General features: G+C 59.3%; 17 protein-coding genes. 5 read left to right on the forward strand and 12 right to left on the reverse strand.

Going from position 1 to position 17,840, the window contains the following annotated elements; all coding sequences use genetic code 11:
- Nucleotides 1-20: 20 nt before the first annotated feature.
- The 8 genes from era to rpoZ all read right to left on the reverse strand — a co-directional run bounded on the left by era (nt 21) and on the right by rpoZ (nt 6,767).
- Entirely contained in the window at nt 21-962 is a 942-nt protein-coding gene (era, locus tag J2045_RS14305; RefSeq protein WP_307373863.1) for a GTPase Era, read from the reverse strand.
- Between the two features lie 9 nt (nt 963-971).
- A complete protein-coding gene (gene rnc, locus J2045_RS14310; RefSeq protein ID WP_307373865.1) occupies nt 972-1,697 on the reverse strand; it encodes a ribonuclease III in 726 nt (241 codons plus the stop codon).
- Entirely contained in the window at nt 1,694-2,431 is a 738-nt protein-coding gene (gene lepB, locus J2045_RS14315) for a signal peptidase I (protein WP_307373868.1), read from the reverse strand. The genes rnc and lepB overlap by 4 nt, the downstream gene beginning before the upstream one ends.
- A 109-nt stretch (nt 2,432-2,540) precedes the next feature.
- Nucleotides 2,541-2,945 carry a holo-ACP synthase gene (acpS, locus tag J2045_RS14320; protein WP_307373870.1) on the reverse strand — a complete coding sequence of 135 codons (405 nt, stop codon included), beginning with the start codon at nt 2,943-2,945 and terminating at the stop codon, nt 2,541-2,543.
- A 2-nt stretch (nt 2,946-2,947) separates the two neighbouring features.
- Nucleotides 2,948-3,529, reverse strand: a complete 582-nt coding sequence (locus J2045_RS14325) for a DUF2062 domain-containing protein (RefSeq protein WP_307373917.1) — start codon at nt 3,527-3,529, stop codon at nt 2,948-2,950.
- 126 nt (nt 3,530-3,655) lie between these two features.
- Nucleotides 3,656-3,805, reverse strand: coding sequence for a DUF3563 family protein (locus tag J2045_RS14330; protein ID WP_307373872.1), 150 nt, complete (start codon nt 3,803-3,805; stop codon nt 3,656-3,658).
- 232 nt (nt 3,806-4,037) lie between these two features.
- Complete coding sequence (locus J2045_RS14335) at nt 4,038-6,266, reverse strand: RelA/SpoT family protein (protein WP_307373874.1); 2,229 nt, start codon at nt 6,264-6,266, stop codon at nt 4,038-4,040.
- Between the two features lie 99 nt (nt 6,267-6,365).
- Nucleotides 6,366-6,767: a DNA-directed RNA polymerase subunit omega gene (rpoZ, locus tag J2045_RS14340; protein WP_112242348.1), complete on the reverse strand. Its 402-nt coding sequence runs from the start codon at nt 6,765-6,767 to the stop codon at nt 6,366-6,368.
- Between the two features lie 295 nt (nt 6,768-7,062).
- Between rpoZ and J2045_RS14345 the strand changes: the two genes are divergently transcribed.
- Complete coding sequence (locus tag J2045_RS14345; RefSeq protein WP_166601297.1) at nt 7,063-7,647, forward strand: LabA-like NYN domain-containing protein; 585 nt, start codon at nt 7,063-7,065, stop codon at nt 7,645-7,647.
- A gap of 394 nt (nt 7,648-8,041) precedes the next feature.
- Here the strand turns inward: J2045_RS14345 and J2045_RS14350 are convergent, their stop codons facing one another.
- Nucleotides 8,042-8,461: a DUF3830 family protein gene (locus J2045_RS14350; RefSeq protein ID WP_307373879.1), complete on the reverse strand. Its 420-nt coding sequence runs from the start codon at nt 8,459-8,461 to the stop codon at nt 8,042-8,044.
- Nucleotides 8,462-8,463: 2 nt separating this feature from the next.
- Nucleotides 8,464-8,940, reverse strand: coding sequence for an SsrA-binding protein SmpB (gene smpB, locus J2045_RS14355; protein ID WP_307373882.1), 477 nt, complete (start codon nt 8,938-8,940; stop codon nt 8,464-8,466).
- A 356-nt stretch (nt 8,941-9,296) separates the two neighbouring features.
- Here smpB and J2045_RS14360 point away from each other — a divergent pair, with 356 nt between their 5' ends.
- Both J2045_RS14360 and J2045_RS14365 read left to right on the forward strand, forming a co-directional pair.
- Nucleotides 9,297-11,651, forward strand: a complete 2,355-nt coding sequence (locus J2045_RS14360) for a DGQHR domain-containing protein (RefSeq protein WP_307373884.1) — start codon at nt 9,297-9,299, stop codon at nt 11,649-11,651.
- The gene (locus tag J2045_RS14365) at nt 11,648-12,460 is read left to right on the forward strand and encodes a DNA adenine methylase (RefSeq protein ID WP_307373887.1); all 813 of its coding nucleotides are present in this window, start codon (nt 11,648-11,650) and stop codon (nt 12,458-12,460) included. The genes J2045_RS14360 and J2045_RS14365 overlap by 4 nt, the downstream gene beginning before the upstream one ends.
- Before the next feature lie 141 nt (nt 12,461-12,601).
- Here the strand turns inward: J2045_RS14365 and dapA are convergent, their stop codons facing one another.
- Complete coding sequence (gene dapA / locus J2045_RS14370; RefSeq protein WP_307373890.1) at nt 12,602-13,486, reverse strand: 4-hydroxy-tetrahydrodipicolinate synthase; 885 nt, start codon at nt 13,484-13,486, stop codon at nt 12,602-12,604.
- A 220-nt stretch (nt 13,487-13,706) separates the two neighbouring features.
- Here dapA and J2045_RS14375 point away from each other — a divergent pair, with 220 nt between their 5' ends.
- Together J2045_RS14375 and J2045_RS14380 are read left to right on the forward strand one after the other, a co-directional pair.
- Nucleotides 13,707-15,776 carry a lytic transglycosylase domain-containing protein gene (locus tag J2045_RS14375; RefSeq protein ID WP_307373892.1) on the forward strand — a complete coding sequence of 690 codons (2,070 nt, stop codon included), beginning with the start codon at nt 13,707-13,709 and terminating at the stop codon, nt 15,774-15,776.
- Between the two features lie 84 nt (nt 15,777-15,860).
- Nucleotides 15,861-16,721 carry an alpha/beta fold hydrolase gene (locus J2045_RS14380; RefSeq protein ID WP_307373894.1) on the forward strand — a complete coding sequence of 287 codons (861 nt, stop codon included), beginning with the start codon at nt 15,861-15,863 and terminating at the stop codon, nt 16,719-16,721.
- A gap of 99 nt (nt 16,722-16,820) precedes the next feature.
- Here J2045_RS14380 and J2045_RS14385 read toward each other — a convergent pair.
- Nucleotides 16,821-17,840, reverse strand: a 1,020-nt coding sequence (locus J2045_RS14385) for a porin (protein ID WP_307373896.1), incomplete at its 5' end; no start/stop codon positions are given.

Below are 17,840 nucleotides of genomic sequence, written 5' to 3' on the forward strand. Positions count from 1 at the left end.
CGCCCTTCGCCCAATCATATTCAGTCGCGCGGGAATTCGAGGCCCATCTCGCGGAAGCGCTCGGGGTCGTTGCCCCAGTTCTCGCGGACCTTGACGAAGAGGAAGAGGTGTACCGGCTGTTCGAGGATCTCGGACATCTCCTTGCGGGAGGCCGTCGAGATCGACTTGATTGCATCGCCGTTCTTGCCCAGCACGATCTTCTTCTGGCTGTCGCGCTCGACATAGATGACCTGCTCGATGCGAACAGAACCGTCCTTGCGCTCTTCCCACTTCTCCGTCTCGACATGCGAGGAATAGGGAAGCTCCTGGTGCAGACGCAGGAACAGTTTTTCGCGGGTGATTTCGGCCGCGAGCTGGCGCATCGGCAGATCGGAGATCTGGTCTTCCGGATAATACCAGGGACCTTCCGGGAAGGTTTCGGCCAGATAGTCCATGATGTCGTCGCAGCCCGAGCCGGTTGTTGCCGATATCATGAACGTGCGGTCGAACTTGACGGATTCGTTGGCTGTCTCGGCAAGCTTGAACAGGTCTTCGTGGCGCACCCGGTCGATCTTGTTGAGGACCAGGATCTTCGGCTGCGGCACATCCTTCAGGGCTTCCAGGATCGCCTCGGCATCACCGCGCAGGCCGCGCTCACTGTCGATCAGGAGCAGGATGATGTCGGCATCCTTGGCGCCGCCCCAGGCGGATGTCACCATGGCGCGGTCGAGCTTGCGGCGCGGCTTGAAGATGCCGGGCGTGTCCATGAAGACGATCTGGGCGTTGTTGTGGATGGCGATGCCGCGCATCACGGCGCGGGTCGTCTGCACCTTATGGCTGACGATCGACACCTTGGCACCGACGAAACGGTTGACCAGCGTCGACTTGCCGGCATTGGTCGGGCCGATCAGGGCGACGAAGCCGGATCGGGTCGGGGTGTTGACGATGGCTTCGCCGCCGTCCTCTGTCTCTGTTTCGGTCATGGTGTCCAATCAGTTGGCGTCGGAGGGCTTTGCCCAGACGCCTTCGCGTTCGAGTATCTTGGTCGCGGCCACCTGTTCGGCGGCACGCTTGGAACGATCGATGCCGATCTCGGGCTTCAGGCCCGGGATCTCGACGATCACCGTGAAGCGGGGATCATGATCCGGTCCGGAGCGATCGGCAACCTTGTAAATGGGTGGCGCGCCATACCTGGCATGCGTCCATTCCTGCAATTCGGTCTTGGCGTCACGACGTGCGCCGTCGGCGCGGGCAGCCCGGCCCTGCCAGTATTTCAGGATGAAGCCGCGGGCGGCCTCCAATCCTGCCTCGAGATAGATCGCCGCAATCAGGCTCTCGACCACGTCGGCGCGCACATTCAGCATGTTCTTCGCGGTGATCTTCTTGACGTCCGAGCCGGTGCGGATGAAGCGGTGCAGTTCCATCTCATCGGCGACCGAGGCGCAGGCCTCGGCGCTGACCAGCTGGTTGAAGCGCACCGAAAGCTCGCCCTCTGTCGCATCGCGAAAGGTGGTGAAGAGCATTTCGGCGACACACAGACCGAGAACCCGGTCGCCCAGGAATTCCAGCCGTTCGTAATCGCCTTTCTTACCCCGCGAGACCTGGGCGCTGGCATGGGTCAGCGCGCGTGTCAGGCGGTCGCGGTCGGCGAACGTGTGGCCGATCGCAGCTTCAAGCTGCGCCCAGTCCTTGTCGCCGGCCACCTTCTTGCTTGTCATTCGACCACCTTGAACAGGCGATCCCAGCGCATGTTGGCCGGCCACTTCCAGACTTCGCGGAACGAGGTGTCGTTGCCGAGCGAGAAGAAGATCAGCGAGGCCTTGCCGATCAGGTTCTCGGCCGGCACGAAGCCGACGTCGAAGCGGCTGTCGAGCGAGTTGTCGCGGTTATCGCCCATCGCGAAATAATGGCCTTCCGGCACGATGAATTCGCGGGTGTCATCACCGCGGGTGCCCTGGGCCTGGTCGAGCGTGTCATAGCTCACGCCGTTTTCCAGGGTCTCGCGGAAGACCGGCACATCCGTGCCCGGATCCATGCGGTAGTCGGAGGTGAAGACACCGTCCTGGATCTTCGGCACAGGCTGGCCGTTGACCTGCAGCACGCCGCCGATCATCTGGATCCGGTCACCCGGCAGGCCGACGATACGCTTGATGTAATCAATGCTGGGGTTCGGCGGGAAGCGGAAGACGGCGATATCACCGCGTTCCGGCGCGCTCTCGAAGATGCGACCTTCGAAGAGATCCGGCGAGAAGGGCAGCGAATACTTGGAATAGCCGTAGGAGAACTTGTTGACGAAGATGTAGTCGCCGACAAGCAGCGTCGGCATCATCGAACCGGATGGGATCGTGAAGGGCTGAAAGAACACGGTCCGGATCACCATGGCCAGGAGCAGAGCCTGGATGATGACCTTGACGTTTTCCCAAAGGGCACTTTGCTTCTTTTCTTCGCTCACGCGGATCGGTTCCTTCTTCCGAAAATCCTGCTCTGTCTAGTCGGTTCGCGCCCGCGCGGCAACCGCAGAGGCGCGCAGACCCGCGCGACCCGTTTACTCAGTTGTGAACTCACCGGCTTTCCGGCAAGGCCTCGACGATGACGAATGCCTGGGCGTAGGGAAATTCATCGGTGATCGTCAGGTGGATGACTGGTCGGTGCCCGACAGGCACCAGACGGTCGAGGCACTTGGCGGCCCCGCCGGTCAGTTCGAGGCCGGGCTTGCCGTTCGGCAGGTTGACAACACCCATCTCCTTCCAGAAAACGCCTTCGGCAATGCCGGTGCCGAGCGCCTTGGCCATGGCCTCCTTGGCGGCGAAGCGCTTGGCATAGGAGGCAGCACTGTCCTTGCGACCGTTCGAGCGCGCCTGCTCCTCCTCGGTGAAACAGCGGGCTGTGAATTTCTCGCCGAATCTCTCGATCGAGCTCTCGATCCTTCTGATATCAACGAGGTCGCTGCCAATACCGATGATCATGGTTATACGCTCGATCCTTCGATGGCCTCGGCGAGGCGGACCCGCGCCCGCTCTGCGAGACGTATGCGCCGCCGTTGCTGGAATTTCGACACCGACACGTAGATCACGCAATACAGAACGACGCCACTCAGGGCCGCGAGCGGCACTGCGCCGATGAGCATGGGCTTCAAGATGGGCTCCCACATGCTGTCGAGGCGCGCCAGGGAGAATTTCTGCTCAAGATCGACGCTTTGCGTGACCGGGTCGCCCTTGCCAATCATCCTGTGGCCGACTTCCCAGGTGGTCGCCCAGATCAATGGAAAGGTCAGGGGATTGCCAAATGCCGTGCCTATGGCAGCCGCCACCATGTTGCCGGCAATCAGATAGGCAATCGCGAAGGCGAGCAGAAAATGCAGGCCGATGAACGGGGTCCATGACGAGACCACCCCGGCCACGACACCGGCTGCAATGGCATGCGGCGTGGCCGAGAGACGCAGCACGCGCTTGCTCAGATACTGGAAGGAACGAACGAAGCCTCGCCGCGGCCAGAAGAGCTCGCGCAGTTTCGTCAATCTGGAAATCGGTTGCCGGCGTCGAAAGAGCATCACGAACATCTAGTTGATCCGCCGGGCTTTCGGCAAGAAAAAGCGATTCACGCGGTATCCAAAAAGCAAAGACGCCGGCGATCGACCGGCGTCACAGCATGCAACTGGCGTCTGGCCGTCGGGCAATCAACCGCGGCGGAACATGCCACGGTCGATTTCGCGCTGACGGTATTCCAGGTCGACGAGATCGCGGGCGCCGTTCAGGTAGTGCATTTCACGCTCTGCAACACTCGGAACGCGGAGAGCGCGGGCGATTTTGCGGATCGGAGTAAACATCGTTTTGTCCTCGGTTCTTTCTCTTCATCTGTTGTCAGGAAGATAATGCTGCGACGCACAAGAGACCAGAGACAAGAACTGACGTCAGCCATGCGCCGAACGCATGGCGATGCGGTGGAGGTTTACGATTTAGGCAAGATTGTGATGAAAAGTGAGGCAGAACGCGCAGCAGGCAGGCGGCCGGGCGGAGGTGATCCGCACCGGCCATGCTGTCAGGCACAGCGGGGCATCATCAGTCGTAGACACGCTTCACCGTCGAGATGCAGTCGAGTTCCTTGAGCTCGCCGAGCAGCTGGCTCAGCTGGCGCAGGTCCCAGACCTCCAGATCGATCCCCATCTCGGTAAAGTCTGTGGCGATCCGGATCATGTTGAGCACGCGGATGTTGATGTCGAGGCGGGCGACGCACTGAGCGACAGTCGCCAGCGTGCCGGGCTCGTTCAGCGCATTGATCAGGATGCGGGCAACGAAGCGCGACTTGTTCGCCTCGTCGAGATCCCAGCGCACGTCGATCCAGCGCTCCGGTTCGTTTTCGAAGCGTTGCAGGGCCGATGCCTGGATCGGATAGATGGTAATGCCCTTGCCGTCTTCCATGATGCCGACGATTCGATCCCCGGGTACAGCACCGGCAGGCGCAAAATGCACCTCGGCATTGCCGGAGAGACCGCGGATCGGCAGCGGCTCCGGGCCATCTCCAGCCGTCGGAGCGTCGCCCTTCGGATGGGCCTGGCCGGGTATCTTGAAGACCATGCCGTTGGCGCTGTTCATCGCAAACCAGCCGTCGTCCGAGGACGGCTTCACGGTGACGCGCTCATCCTGATAATCCGGATAGACGGCCCTGAGCACGTCGAGCGAGGAGGTTTCACCGCGGCCGACGGAGGCGATCGCGTCTTCCACGTCGCGCTGGCCGAGGCGGTGCAGCGCGGGTCTCAGCGTGTCCTTGGAAAAGATTTTGCCGGCGCGCTCGAAGGTGCGCTCGAGGATGCGCTGACCAAGGCCTGCATATTGCTTGCGGATCGCCATGCGGGTGGCGCGGCGGATGGCGGCGCGCGCCTTGCCGGTGACGACGATCTCTTCCCAGGCGGCGGGCGGCACCTGCACGCCGGAGCGGATGATCTCGACTTCATCACCATTCGACAGGCGGGTGACGAGCGGCATGATCGAGCCGTTGATCTTGGCGCCGACGCAGGTATCGCCGACATTGGTGTGGACGGCATAGGCAAAGTCGATCGGGGTCGCGCCGCGCGGAAGGGCAATCAGCTTGCCCTTGGGCGTGAAGCAGAAGACCTGATCCTGGAAAAGCTCAAGCTTGGTGTGCTCCAGGAACTCTTCCGGATTGTCGCCTTCGGCCAGCGCCTCGATGGTGTGGCGCAGCCATGAATAGGCATTGCTCTCGCGCTTCAGCGGTTCGTTCGGATCGCCGTTTTCGCCATCCTTGTAGAGGCTGTGGGCGGCGATGCCGAATTCGGCAATATCGTGCATGCGGCGGGTGCGGATCTGCAGCTCGATGCGCTGGCGGGACGGGCCGACGATCGTGGTGTGGATCGAGCGGTAGTCGTTCTGCTTCGGCGTCGAGATATAATCCTTGAAGCGACCGGGCACGACACGCCAGCGTGTGTGGACGATGCCGAGCGCGCGGTAGCAGCCGGGAATATCGTCGACCAGCAGGCGGAAACCATAGACATCCGAGAGCTGCTCGAAGGACAGCGACTTCGACTGCATCTTGCGGAAGACGGAGTAAGGCTTCTTCTGGCGCCCCTTGACGGAGGTATTGAGCAGGCCGTTGGCGACCAGCAGTTCGCGCAACTCGTCCTCGATCTTGGTGATCAGGCCTTCATTGCGGGTCGACAGTTCCGAGAGGCGATTGGTGACCGTCTCATAGGCTTCCGGGTTCATGTAGCGGAAAGACAGATCCTCCAGCTCGTCGCGCATGTCCTGCATACCCATGCGGCCGGCGAGCGGCGCATAGATTTCCATCGTCTCTTCGGAAATGCGGGCGCGCTTGTCGTCGCGCATGTGCTCGAGCGTGCGCATGTTGTGCAGGCGGTCGGCGAGCTTGACGAGCAGTACGCGCACGTCGTCGGAAATGGCCAGCAGCAGCTTGCGCAGGTTTTCCGCCTGCTTGGCCTTCTTGGTGACGAGGTCGAGCTTCTTGATCTTGGTCAGACCCTCGACGAGGCGGCCGATATCCTCGCCGAACAATTCGTCGATCTCGGCGCGGGTGGCCGAGGTGTCCTCGATCGTATCGTGCAGCAGCGCGACCGCAATCGTCGATTCGTCGAGATGCATGTCGGTGAGGATGGCGGCAACTTCGAGCGGGTGGGAGATATAGGGGTCGCCGCTGGCGCGTGTCTGCTTGCCGTGCTTCTGCATGGCATAGACATAGGCCTTGTTGAGCAGAGCTTCGTTGGCGTCGGGCTTGTATTTCTGCACCCGCTCCACGAGCTCGTATTGCCGCATCATTCCACGCGTCTCCCACAAACGAAAAAGAGCGCCAGTCGAGACGACTGGCGCACACTTAACCTACAGTCAGATCAAGACTTAAGTCTGATCTATTGACGATTAGTAATCGTCGCTCTTTTCCGGCGGAACCAGGCCTTCGATACCGGCCAGAAGCTCCTCTTCCGACATCTGGTCGAAAGTGAGGGTTTCCGGCAGTTCGTCCTCTTCGTCGCCCTTGCCGGCGGTGCCGGTGTTGGCGAGCATCGAGCTCGGCTCCTGCTCGGGCTCGTCGACTTCGACATGCTTCTGCAGCGAATGGATCAGATCTTCCTTCAGGTCGTCGGGCGAGAGCGTCTCGTCGGCGATTTCGCGCAGGGCGACGACCGGGTTCTTGTCCTTGTCGCGATCGATGGTGATCGGCGCGCCCTGGGAGATCTGGCGGGCACGGTGGCTCGCGAGCAGAACGAGTTCGAAGCGGTTCTCGACTTTGTCGATGCAATCTTCAACGGTGACACGGGCCATTGCCTGTCCTTTGCGATCTTGAATGCGTGTGATTGACGGGTGCGATACAGGCAATGGACAGCAAATTCAAGTTTTTCGTGCTGCACCACCGCGAAGCCCAAAAATGAAAGCCGGAAAAGACCCTCAATACACCACAATTCAACCACAGGCTGCTTGGATTGTCGAAAGCGATGCCCTAGATAGATTTTTATATGATCATTTCATAATGTAATGCAATGGTCTTATCTGGAGAGGCAAGGTATTGTTTTGATTGCCGATTGCCGTGACTGCTCATATTTGACGTAAGGATATAGAAATGTTCGACCCGCGCGAAAAAATTGCCCTTTTCATCGACGGCGCCAATCTCTATGCCGCTTCCAAGAGCCTCGGCTTCGATATCGACTACCGCAAGCTTCTGAAGGCCTTCCAGAAGCGCGGCTACCTGCTGCGCGCCTATTATTACACCGCCCTCATCGAGGATCAGGAATATTCCTCGATCCGCCCGCTGATCGACTGGCTTGACTATAACGGCTACAAGGTCGTGACCAAGCCGGCGAAGGAATTCACCGACTCCATGGGCCGCCGCAAGGTGAAGGGCAACATGGATATCGAGCTTGCCATCGACGCGATGGAACAGTCGGAAACGGTCGACCATCTCGTGCTCTTCTCCGGCGACGGCGATTTCACCACGCTGGTGGAAGCGCTGCAGCGCAAGGGCCGCAAGGTCTCGGTGGTGTCCACCATGTCCACCCAGCCGCCAATGATCGCCGACGACCTGCGCCGCCAGTCGGACCATTTCATCGACCTGATGACGCTGAAGGCCGAAATCGGCCGCGACCCTAGCGAACGCGGCACGCCGCGCGCACCGGAGCCGGCAACGGCGAGCGAAGACGAACACTGAGGGAATTGGGGCCCTCCCGCGACAATGATTGCGGTTGAAAGCCCCCCCCCTCTGCCCTCCTGAGCTTGCCGAAGGGCGGGCATCTCCCCCACAAGGGGGGAGAGTGGAGGCCGTGCGCGTCGCGCTCCCCACCTCCCCCTTGAGGGGGGAGGTCGCCGCAAAGCGGCGGGTGGGGGTGAACCCTACCTCGAGTTAGACGTTTCGCGATCTTTCTCACCTTCAGGCCGCCACCCCACCCCGGAGCTTCGCTCCGACCCTCCCCCTCAAGGGGAGGGTGTGGGCCCGCGTCGCAGCCGCGAGCCACTCTCCCCCTTGTGGGGGAGATGTCACGGAAGTGACAGAGGGGGTGTTCTTGCTCCGCCCATCTCGGAAGGACCCAGCAGGGTACCTTTCCCTACATCGCCTCGAAAGCGATATCCTGCGCGCCCTGCCAGAGCACCATTTTCCCCATGGCCTCCAGCTGTTCACCACCCTTCACCACAGTCAGAAAGTGATTGCCCGCCAGCACGCCCATCTTGCTGGCAAACTGCGAGGAGCCATAGGCGAACAAGAGTTCGGTCTCGCTGAAGCCGCCGGGATAAAGCAGGATGTCGCCGCGCGAGGGATGGGCCGTGTGGTTTTCAAAACCGGCGCCGAACTGGAAATCGCCGAGGGGCACCCAGACCGCCTCGCCCGACCAGCGCGAATGGATCGCCTGGTTGCGGAACGGCAGGAAGGTCTCAAAAATGCGGCAGGTCTCGGGCGCCTTTTCGCGCTCGAGCCTCGCCTCGAAGACGAAGGGGCCGACGGTGACCTTCAGATGCGAGAGCGCCATGATCAACCCGTCTTCATCAGACGCTGCTTCTGGCGGTTCCAGTCGCGTTCCTTCTCGGTCTCGCGCTTGTCATGCAGCTTCTTGCCCTTGGCGAGCGCCAGCTCCAGCTTCGCCCTGCCCTTCTCGTTGAAATAGATCTTGAGCGGCACCAGCGTCATGCCCTCGCGATTGATCGAGGCGCGCAGGCGGTTGATCTCGCGCTTGGACAAAAGCAACTTACGACGGCGGCGCGGCTCGTGATTGAAGCGGTTCGCCTGCAGATATTCCGGCAGATGCGAATTGATCAGCCAGATCTCCTCGCCCTCATCAGAGGCATAGGATTCGGCAATATTGGCCTTGCCCTCGCGCAGCGACTTGACCTCCGTGCCGGTCAAAACCAGACCGGCCTCGTAGGTGTCGACAATCTCATAATTGAAGCGCGCCTTGCGGTTTTCCGCAACGATCTTGTTGACGGTGCGCTGTGAGCCTTTGGGGGCCATGGCCTGATCTTCCGTTTCGCCCGGGATTTTGTGGTGGTCTTCGCCATACGCGGGCGGGGCGTGGCGAGTATGGGAGGTATGTAATGGAGGATGGGGGGGAAATAAAGGTGGGGGTGGGGTGGTAGGGTGGGCGCGTGTTGCCTACTCAGGCTTCCAAGTTTTCTCATCATGTCCTGGTGTCAATGCATCTGACACCAGTAGGCTACACATGAACTCCAAGCATTCATTGTGAAACACTGTGGGCAACTCCATTCATACGATTGAGGGCATACGTTGAATGCACGCCCAAGTGGACATGCCAGTTCTCGACAAGTATCTTGCTACGACTCGAAAAACGTATGGATTGTTGCACCTTCATGACCACACCTGCCGAAGAAGATGACACGATCAACGTAGCGGTTAACGATACCGGCTCAAACTTTCTTTCGCCGCTTATAAGCGACCCAAAGGCACTAGCTTCAGAGTACCGGCGGCGTAGAAACGTGAGCGACTTCAAGAGTGTTCATCCGGCTGATGTCCCAGTAGAAGAAGCGAAAGGATGGGTGGTTCAACGCGCCGGAAAAAAGATTACTCGGCTCAAGCGATCAAAGCGCCACGAAGAACTATTAGAGGACCGTATATGGTGCCTTCTTTATTCGATGGGCTATCGCACGCTAAACGGATCGCAGTTCCGTATCGCATTTACTCGCCCTGACTCATCGACGGGCAAAAAGCAGATTGACGTCTACGGCGAGGATCAGGAAACGGTCTTAGTCATCGAATGCAAGTCAAAAAGAGAGCGTGGCCGCAGGTCGTTGCAAAAAGACATCCAGGAAACGATATCGCTCCAAAATTATTTCAGGGATTCAATAAACAAGCGTTTCCCCACCGCCTCGAAACCCAAAATCATATGGCTATACGCCACACAAAATGTTCTTTGGTCTCAATCCGATATTGAACGGGCCGATGCACATGGCATCCAAATTGTCACCGAAAATGAGATACAGTATTTCGAAACTTTCTTGAAGCACATGGGACCCGCCGGAAAATACCAGATTCTTGGCGAGTTTCTGCGAGGTCAGAAGGTTCCCGGGCTTTCTAATGTAAAGATTCCCGCTATTCGGGGCAAAATTGGCGGAGAAATTTTCTATAGTTTTGTCACCACACCGCGCAATCTCTTAAAAATCGCATTTATCAATCACCAGGCGCTAAATCACCCTGATGGGCGACCCGCCTACCAAAGGATGATTTCCTCGTCGCGAATCAAAGAAATTGGGACATTTATTGAGCAGGGGGGATTCTTCCCCACAAACATTCTAGTAAATTTTTCGGACTCCCCGCGATTTGATCTCATTTCAAACTCTGAGAATACAGATGAAAATATCAAATTCGGCTGGTTGACATTACCTGCAAAATACAGATCTGCTTGGATAATCGATGGTCAACATCGACTATATGGATTTTCATATCTAGATAACGATTATCTAGATCAAAGTTTGTTCGTTCTAGCTTTCGAGAAAATGGCTATTCAGAAGGAAGCCGATCTGTTTATAACTATTAATCATCGTCAAAAAAGCGTTCCGAAGAGCCTGCTGGTTAGTCTACTCGCAGACATTCGAATGGGTGACAGTGACCCTTCAACCGCACTCACAGCGCTCGGCTCCGCAGTAGTTAGGGCACTTAACACAGACAAAACCAGCCCTTTGGCCCGTCGCTTCTCCACACACGGGGTGCCACCAGAGCCAAGTCAGAATCTGACAATATCGGAAGCCGTGAACGGCCTTCGGCGATCTGGGCTGATTGGCAAGGTAGTTGGCAAAACTATTGCCCCCGGCCCGCTATCGGGTGCCACGGATGAGCAAACAGTAAAACGTGCGACCACGATCCTGAGTAGCTACTTTGAGCAAGTGAGATTGGCGAATCCTAAACGATGGGAAGCGGGTCGCGAAGCGTTCATCGCCGTCAATCCGGGCATCAGGGCACACCTCAGCATAATTGCAGAGGTTATAAGCTACCTTTCACACAAAAAATCACTAGACTTTGCACTCCTGAAGCCAGAGGAGTTCTCGCAACAAATCACGACCTTCAGCCAACCAATGTTCGACTTCATAACCAAGGCCTCAGACGACGCAATTCGCGATCGCTTTTCGCGAAAGTTTGGCGAAGGCGGCGTAAAAGAGTACGCCTACCACCTTATGCAGGTCCTTCAAGCGGCACACAGTGACTTCGGGACCGAAGAATTTCAGCGTTGGGTGGCTCAAAGCAATTCAGAAAAGATCGATGAGGTAAATCACTTCCTCATGAAGCTCGCCGAGCGCCTGACCAACTACGTCATCGACACCCTAAAGAAGATACACGGCACACATCGACTCGCCAGCGATGAGCAAGCTTTTTGGGAGATTGGTGTCGAGAGTGAGCGTATCCGGAAAAACGCTTTTGATGCCCAGCAACGGGATAAAGCAAGACGTAAGCCGAAGGAGGCCTATTTAAACATCGTCGATCTCGCCGAGATCGTAAAGCAGCAAAATAACTGGCCTCATTTTGAACACGTTTTCAAAAACCCGCGCCCGGAAGAACGCACAGGCCAGAAATACTACATCGGCTGGATCAATACGTTTAACGAACTTCGAAACATAGCCGCGCACAAGAACCAACTTAAAACTTATACTGATGAAGATCTAGAGTTTGTAGAATGGCTTCGAACCGAAGTTCACCCGAAAGTACCGACATGACCCGTCAACCATTGAAGCCTTTTTTGAAGTGGGCAGGTGGAAAGCGCTGGCTGTTCGAAACCGGACAGTTTTCACTGCCGAAACTCCACAGAAGGTACATTGAACCCTTCCTCGGCGGCGGAGCCGTATTTTTCGAGAATCAGCCTCGGAACGCAATGCTTAGCGACGCCAACTGGCGACTTATTGAACTTTACACGGTCATCCGTGACGAGCTTGAGGAGTTCGAGCTGCTGGTCAGACAACATGCTTCCGCTCATTCAAAGCAATACTATTATGAAATGCGCTCGGAAGACTTTAAGAACCCAATACGGCGTGCGGCACAGTTTTTTTACCTGAATAGAACATGCTGGAATGGCTTGTACCGGGAAAATTTGCTTGGAAAATTCAATGTTCCGATAGGAACCAAACAAAATGTAATATTTGAGACGGATGACTTCTTTGCCTGGTCTCAGGCTTTACAAGGCACGACACTACTACACCGAGACTTTGAGGAAGCTATCGATGAAGCGGAGGAGGAGGATTTTATATTTGTTGACCCCCCGTACACGGTTCGGCATAACATGAATGGTTTTGTCAAGTATAATCAAAATATATTTGCATGGGATGATCAAATTCGATTGCGCGACGCACTTGTAAGAGCGTCAAGCAGGGGAGCAATTTTCGCCATGACCAATGCAGATCATGACAGCATCAGAGAATTGTACTCGGGCATTGGCAAACAGCGACAGCTGAGTAGGAACAGTGTTATAGCTGGCAGGGCAGCTCACCGTGGACAGTCAACTGAGCTGCTTGTCGTCGGCGGACTTTGACTCAAAGCCAGCGCTTCGCATTTATGCAACAGCTTGACTTCTGTTGGACGTGTATATGCTCGATAACGGCGGTGCGGGCGCCAACACTCCGCTTCCACTAACTTGAAAGCCGGCGTCTCCGCCGGCCCTCTTGTCATCCCCTCAATTCACCAGTCCCGCATGCTTCAGCGCCGCGTCGATCGCGGCTTCCGTCGACGCTTCCAGCGTCGCCATCAGCGGCAGGCGGACGGTGCGGTTCATGCCGCGGGTGCGGTTCAGCGCATATTTCGCGCCGCAGAGGCCGGGCTCCATGAAGATCGCCTTGTGCAGCGGCATCAGGCGGTCCTGGTAGGCCAGCGCCTTGGCATAGTCGCCGGCCAGGGTTGCGGCCTGGAATTCGGCACAGAGGCGCGGGGCGACATTGGCGGTGACGGAAATGCAGCCGGTGCCGCCATGGGCGTTGAAGCCGAGGGCCGTTGCATCTTCGCCCGAAAGCTGGACGAAATCCGGCCCGCAGGTGATGCGCTGTTCGGAGACGCGCTCGATCTTGCCGGTCGCATCCTTCACGCCGACGATGTTCTTGTGGGCCTTGGCGAGCGCGCCCATCGTCTCCGGCGACATGTCGATCACCGAGCGGCCGGGAATGTTGTAGATGATGATCGGCAGCGAGACGGCTTCGGCGATCGCCTTGTAATGGGCGATCAGGCCCTTCTGGGTCGGCTTGTTGTAATAGGGGGTGACGACGAGCAGCGCATCGGCGCCGACGGCTTGCGCATGCTGGGCCAGCTCGATGGCTTCCACCGTGTTGTTGGAGCCAGCACCGGCAATCACGGGCACGCGCTTGGCGGCAACCTGGACGCAGAGCTCGACGACGCGCTTGTGTTCGTCATGGGACAGCGTCGGCGATTCGCCCGTGGTGCCGACGGGCACGAGGCCGGTGGACCCTTCGGAAATCTGCCACTCGACATGGGCGGCAAAGGCTTGCTCGTCGACGGCGCCCTCATTCGTGAACGGCGTGACGAGTGCGGGAATGGATCCCTGATACATGCAATGAACTCCTCGGGGGCCGATATCCACGCTTCGGCCTCATTCGCAAATTAATCGAGGGCACATTACTGCGCACCATCAGGTGCGACAAGCGCATCCGCAGGAGATTTGTGACAGATTCCCGAGGCTTCGTTCGAGAGAATGTGATCGGTTGTTTTAAGCTTTTGGTAACCGCAACGGCGGCCTACTCTCGCGTATGATGGATGGTTCTGGTGTGTGGATGAAGACGCCTCTTTCTTATGGTTCCGCCCTCGGTCTTGGTCTTGCCGTGCTGCTTGCCGCAACGAGCACGCGCGCGAATACCGCTGTGCCGGTTCCGGCGATGAAGCCGCTCGGCTTTGCCGCGAGCAAGGCCGACCAACCCTCGTTCGAGACGACAGGTGCCATTCCGCGCGGTGAACGGCTGGCAAGTGCCAACCCGCAGCTGAAATCCGGCCTCGATGCGCTCTCCGACAAGGATGGAGCCCAGGCGATCACGATCCGCAACCGCATGCCTGAAAGCCTCGACCGGCAGATGCTGACCTGGTCGATCGCGATGTCGGGCCTGCGCGACGTGCCGGCGTCTGAAATCGCCGCCGCGCAGCGGCAGCTGCAGGGCTGGCCGGGGCTCAAATCCTTCCGCGCCAATTCGGAAAAGGCGCTTTTCCGTGAAAATCCGCCGGCCGCCACCGTGCTTTCCGCCTTCGGCAATAGCGCGCCGGAGACGACCGAAGGCACGATGCTTCTGGCTCGCGCGCATCTGGCCTCCGGCGACCGGGGCAAGGCTGCAAGCCTGATCCGCAACCTCTGGCGCACGGAAGGCCTGGACGAGGCGACGGAAGATCGGGTGATGGGTGAGCTTTCCGGCCTGCTGCGGCCCGCCGATCACCGCGCTCGCATGGATTATCTGATGTATCGCGAGCGTGCGGGCCAGGCGAAGCGCTTTGCCTCGCTCGGTGAAGCGCAGTCACTCTACAAGGCCTGGGCGGGGCTGATTTCGAAGGCGAACAATGTCAACGGGCTGATTCAGGCGGTCGACGGCAAGTGGCGCAACGACCCGGCGCTGCTGTTCATCCGCATCGAGAATCTCCGCCGCCAGCAGAAATTCGAGGAGGCGGCCACCCTTCTCGACCGGATCCCGCGCGAGCGCGAGACACTGGTCAATACCGGCGCCTGGTGGGACGAGCAGCGCATCATCGCGCGCGGGCTTGCCGATCTCGGCCAGTTTCGCGCAGCCTACAAGATCGTGTCCCGCCATGTGGCGACGGAATCGACCGACGTCGTCGACGCGGAATTCCATGCCGGCTGGTATGCGCTGCGGGCGCTCAACGATCCCAAGACCGCAAGCCGGCATTTCGCCCGCATCCTCGACGCCTCCAGCCGGCCGCTTTCGGCGAGCCGCGCGCTCTATTGGCTGGGTCGCGCCGCGGAAGCTTCTGGTGACCGCAAGGCGGGAGACTATTTTTCCCGCGCCGCCCAGCATTCGAGCACCTTCTACGGCCAGCTCGCCGCCGCCCGCATCAATCGTCCGGGCATCCAGATCCCCTATCCGCGCCCGAGCGAGGCCGACCGGGCGCGCTTTGCCGGACGCCAGGCCGTCCAGGCGATCGCCCGTTACGAAGCAGCCGGCCATGGCTGGCGGGCGCAGAGCCTCTACCGGGCGCTTGCCGATCAGCTGGAGACACCCGGCGAACTGGCCCTCCTGAGCGCCCGGGCGGAGAAATCCGACGGCGGGCATCAGCTGTCCCTGCAGATCGGCAAGACGGCATATTCACGGGGCATCGACGTGCCGGCCCTCGCCTTCCCCGTTGGCGTGATCCCCTCAAGCGCCAATATATCAGGCTCCGGCAAGGCTCTGGCTTACGCGATCGCCCGGCAGGAAAGCGCCTTCAACCCGGCCGCCATCTCGCCTGCGGATGCGCGCGGGCTGCTGCAGCTCCTGCCGTCAACCGCCAAGGGTGTGGCTGCCCGACACGGGATTTCCTATTCACCGGAAAAACTCACGCGCGATCCGGGCTTCAACGCCACGCTCGGCGCCCATTATCTCGGCGAGCAGATCGACCGCTTCGACGGCTCCTATGTGCTGACCTTCATTGCCTACAATGCCGGGGCCAGCAAGGTGCCGGACTGGATCGAGCGTTACGGCGATCCGCGTGGCAAGTCTGTTGACGAGGTGGTCGACTGGATCGAGCGCATCCCCTTCCCCGAAACGCGCAATTACGTGATGCGGGTGATGGAGAACTATCAGGTCTACAAGAGCCGGCTCGGCCAGAAGACCGATATCGTGCACGATCTGCGCTTCGGTCGGTAGTTCATCCCCCCATCTCCATTGCCTGATGACCGGCGGCTGCGGCTCGGCTAGGCTCTGCTTGCGTCACAGCATGGAGAGAACCGCATGGCCGAGAGCATCGACCGCTTCATCACCGTTCCCGATGGATTGAACCTGCATGTGCGCAGCCATGGCGACGCAAATGGCGGCATGCCTGTCATCTGCCTGCCGGGCCTGACGCGCAATCTGCTCGATTTTGAAGACATTGCCCGCATGCTGGCGGCGCCACCTTATCACCGACGGGTCATCGCCATCTCCTCGCGGGGACGCGGCCTCTCCGACCGGGATGCCCAGCCGGAGCGCTACACGATCCCCGTGGAAGCCGGAGACGTGATCAGCGTGCTCGATCACTTGCAGATCGGTCGTGCCGCCTTCATCGGCACCTCGCGTGGCGGGCTCATCCTGCATGTGCTGGCGATGACGCATCTCGACCGGATCGAGCGGCTGGTGCTCAACGATATCGGGCCCGTGCTCGAGACGGTGGGGCTGCGGCAGATCCAGAGCTATCTGGGGAACCGGCCGGCGCCGGCGGACTTCGATGATGCGGCCGGGATCCTGAAGGCGACGCATGGCGCGGAGTTTCCGGCGCTTTCAGAGGCCGACTGGGCCGCCATGGCGCGGGCGCTTTACCGCGAAGTGGATGGCAGGCTGGCGTCCGACTTCGACCCGGCCATCGCCGAACAGTTTCGCGCGGCAGATCTAAGCCGGCCCCTGCCCGATCTCTGGGCGCAATATACGCTTTTTGCCGAACAACCGGTCATGGTCGTGCGCGGCGAGCATTCGCAGCTCCTGTCGCGGGAAACGGTCGATGACATGGGGCGCCGACATCCGCGGCTGGTGGACGTCGAGGCCGAGGGCCAGGGACATGCGCCGCTGCTGCATCTGCGGGGCATCGCAGAGAGGCTCGCGCGGTTTCTGACGGAATGAAATGACCCAGGCGCAGCCAGGCGCGACGACCTTTTCAACCTGAAAACGGAGAAAGCCCGGCACAAGGCCGGGCTTCCCCTATCCGATCTGGAGATCGAATTAGAACGAGCGAACGAGACGGACGAAGCCGGTCCACTCAGATGCAGCGTTGTCCTGGTCGAAGTAGTCAACGGTAGCCGACAGGTCGAGACCGGTGGCGATGTTGTACTCGGCCAGAAGACCTGCGCCCCAAGCGTCATCGCCGGAGTCGAAGCCAACTTCACCCCAGTAGTTGATGGACGGGGTGATCTTCAGCTTTTCAGTTGCCTTGAAGCCGTAAGCTGCACCGACGGTCCACTCTGCCAGGCTGGCGTAAGCGGATTCGCCAGAAGCATAGGCGCCATACAGTTCGAACGTGCCCGGGCCGAGGTCAGCAGCAACCTTGGCGGAGAGAGCGCCTTCTTCGGCGTCGAAGTCGTATACGCCCCAGAACGACAGGGTAGCTGCGCCGAGCGAAGCCGAAGCATAAGCTTCTGCACCGAGGTCGTCGAAGCCTACGTCGGTCAGCTCGTCAACGCCGAGGCCAACGGTGAAGGCGTCGGTCGAGTAGGTGTAGGAAACCATGTCGAACTTCGTGCCGTCAGCGAAGGCGTCGTTTTCGCCCGAGATACCAACGTCATCCCAGAAGGTAACCGAGTAACCAGCCTTGAAGCCACCAACGGTGATGTAGGCCTGTTCGATCTGAGCAACCTGGTTGGCAGTGATGGTGTCGCCAGCGCCGTCAGTCCAGGACGTGGAGTCGCTGGTGGCCTGCAGGCGGATGTAGGAACCGATCGTGCCGATTTCCGAGTCGTTCTTGGCCTGGAACTCAACGCGAGCGCGGGTCGTGAACGAGCCACCGAAGTCTTCGCCTTCAGTCTTCGACCAGTCGTAGGCAAAACGAACGCTACCCGAGATCTTCAGGCAGGTTTCGGTGCCGGGGATGTAGAAGTAGCCGGTGCCGAAGGCGTCGCAAACGCGAACGTATTCCATGGGCTCGGGCTCGGCGGCGACGATTGCGTCAGCGGCCTGAGCGCCGGAAACTACAGCGAGAGCTGCAGCGGAGCCGAGAAGAAGGCTCTTGATGTTCATTATTGACCT

This window comes from Peteryoungia aggregata LMG 23059 (assembly GCF_030814435.1).
Lineage (GTDB): Bacteria > Pseudomonadota > Alphaproteobacteria > Rhizobiales > Rhizobiaceae > Allorhizobium > Allorhizobium aggregatum.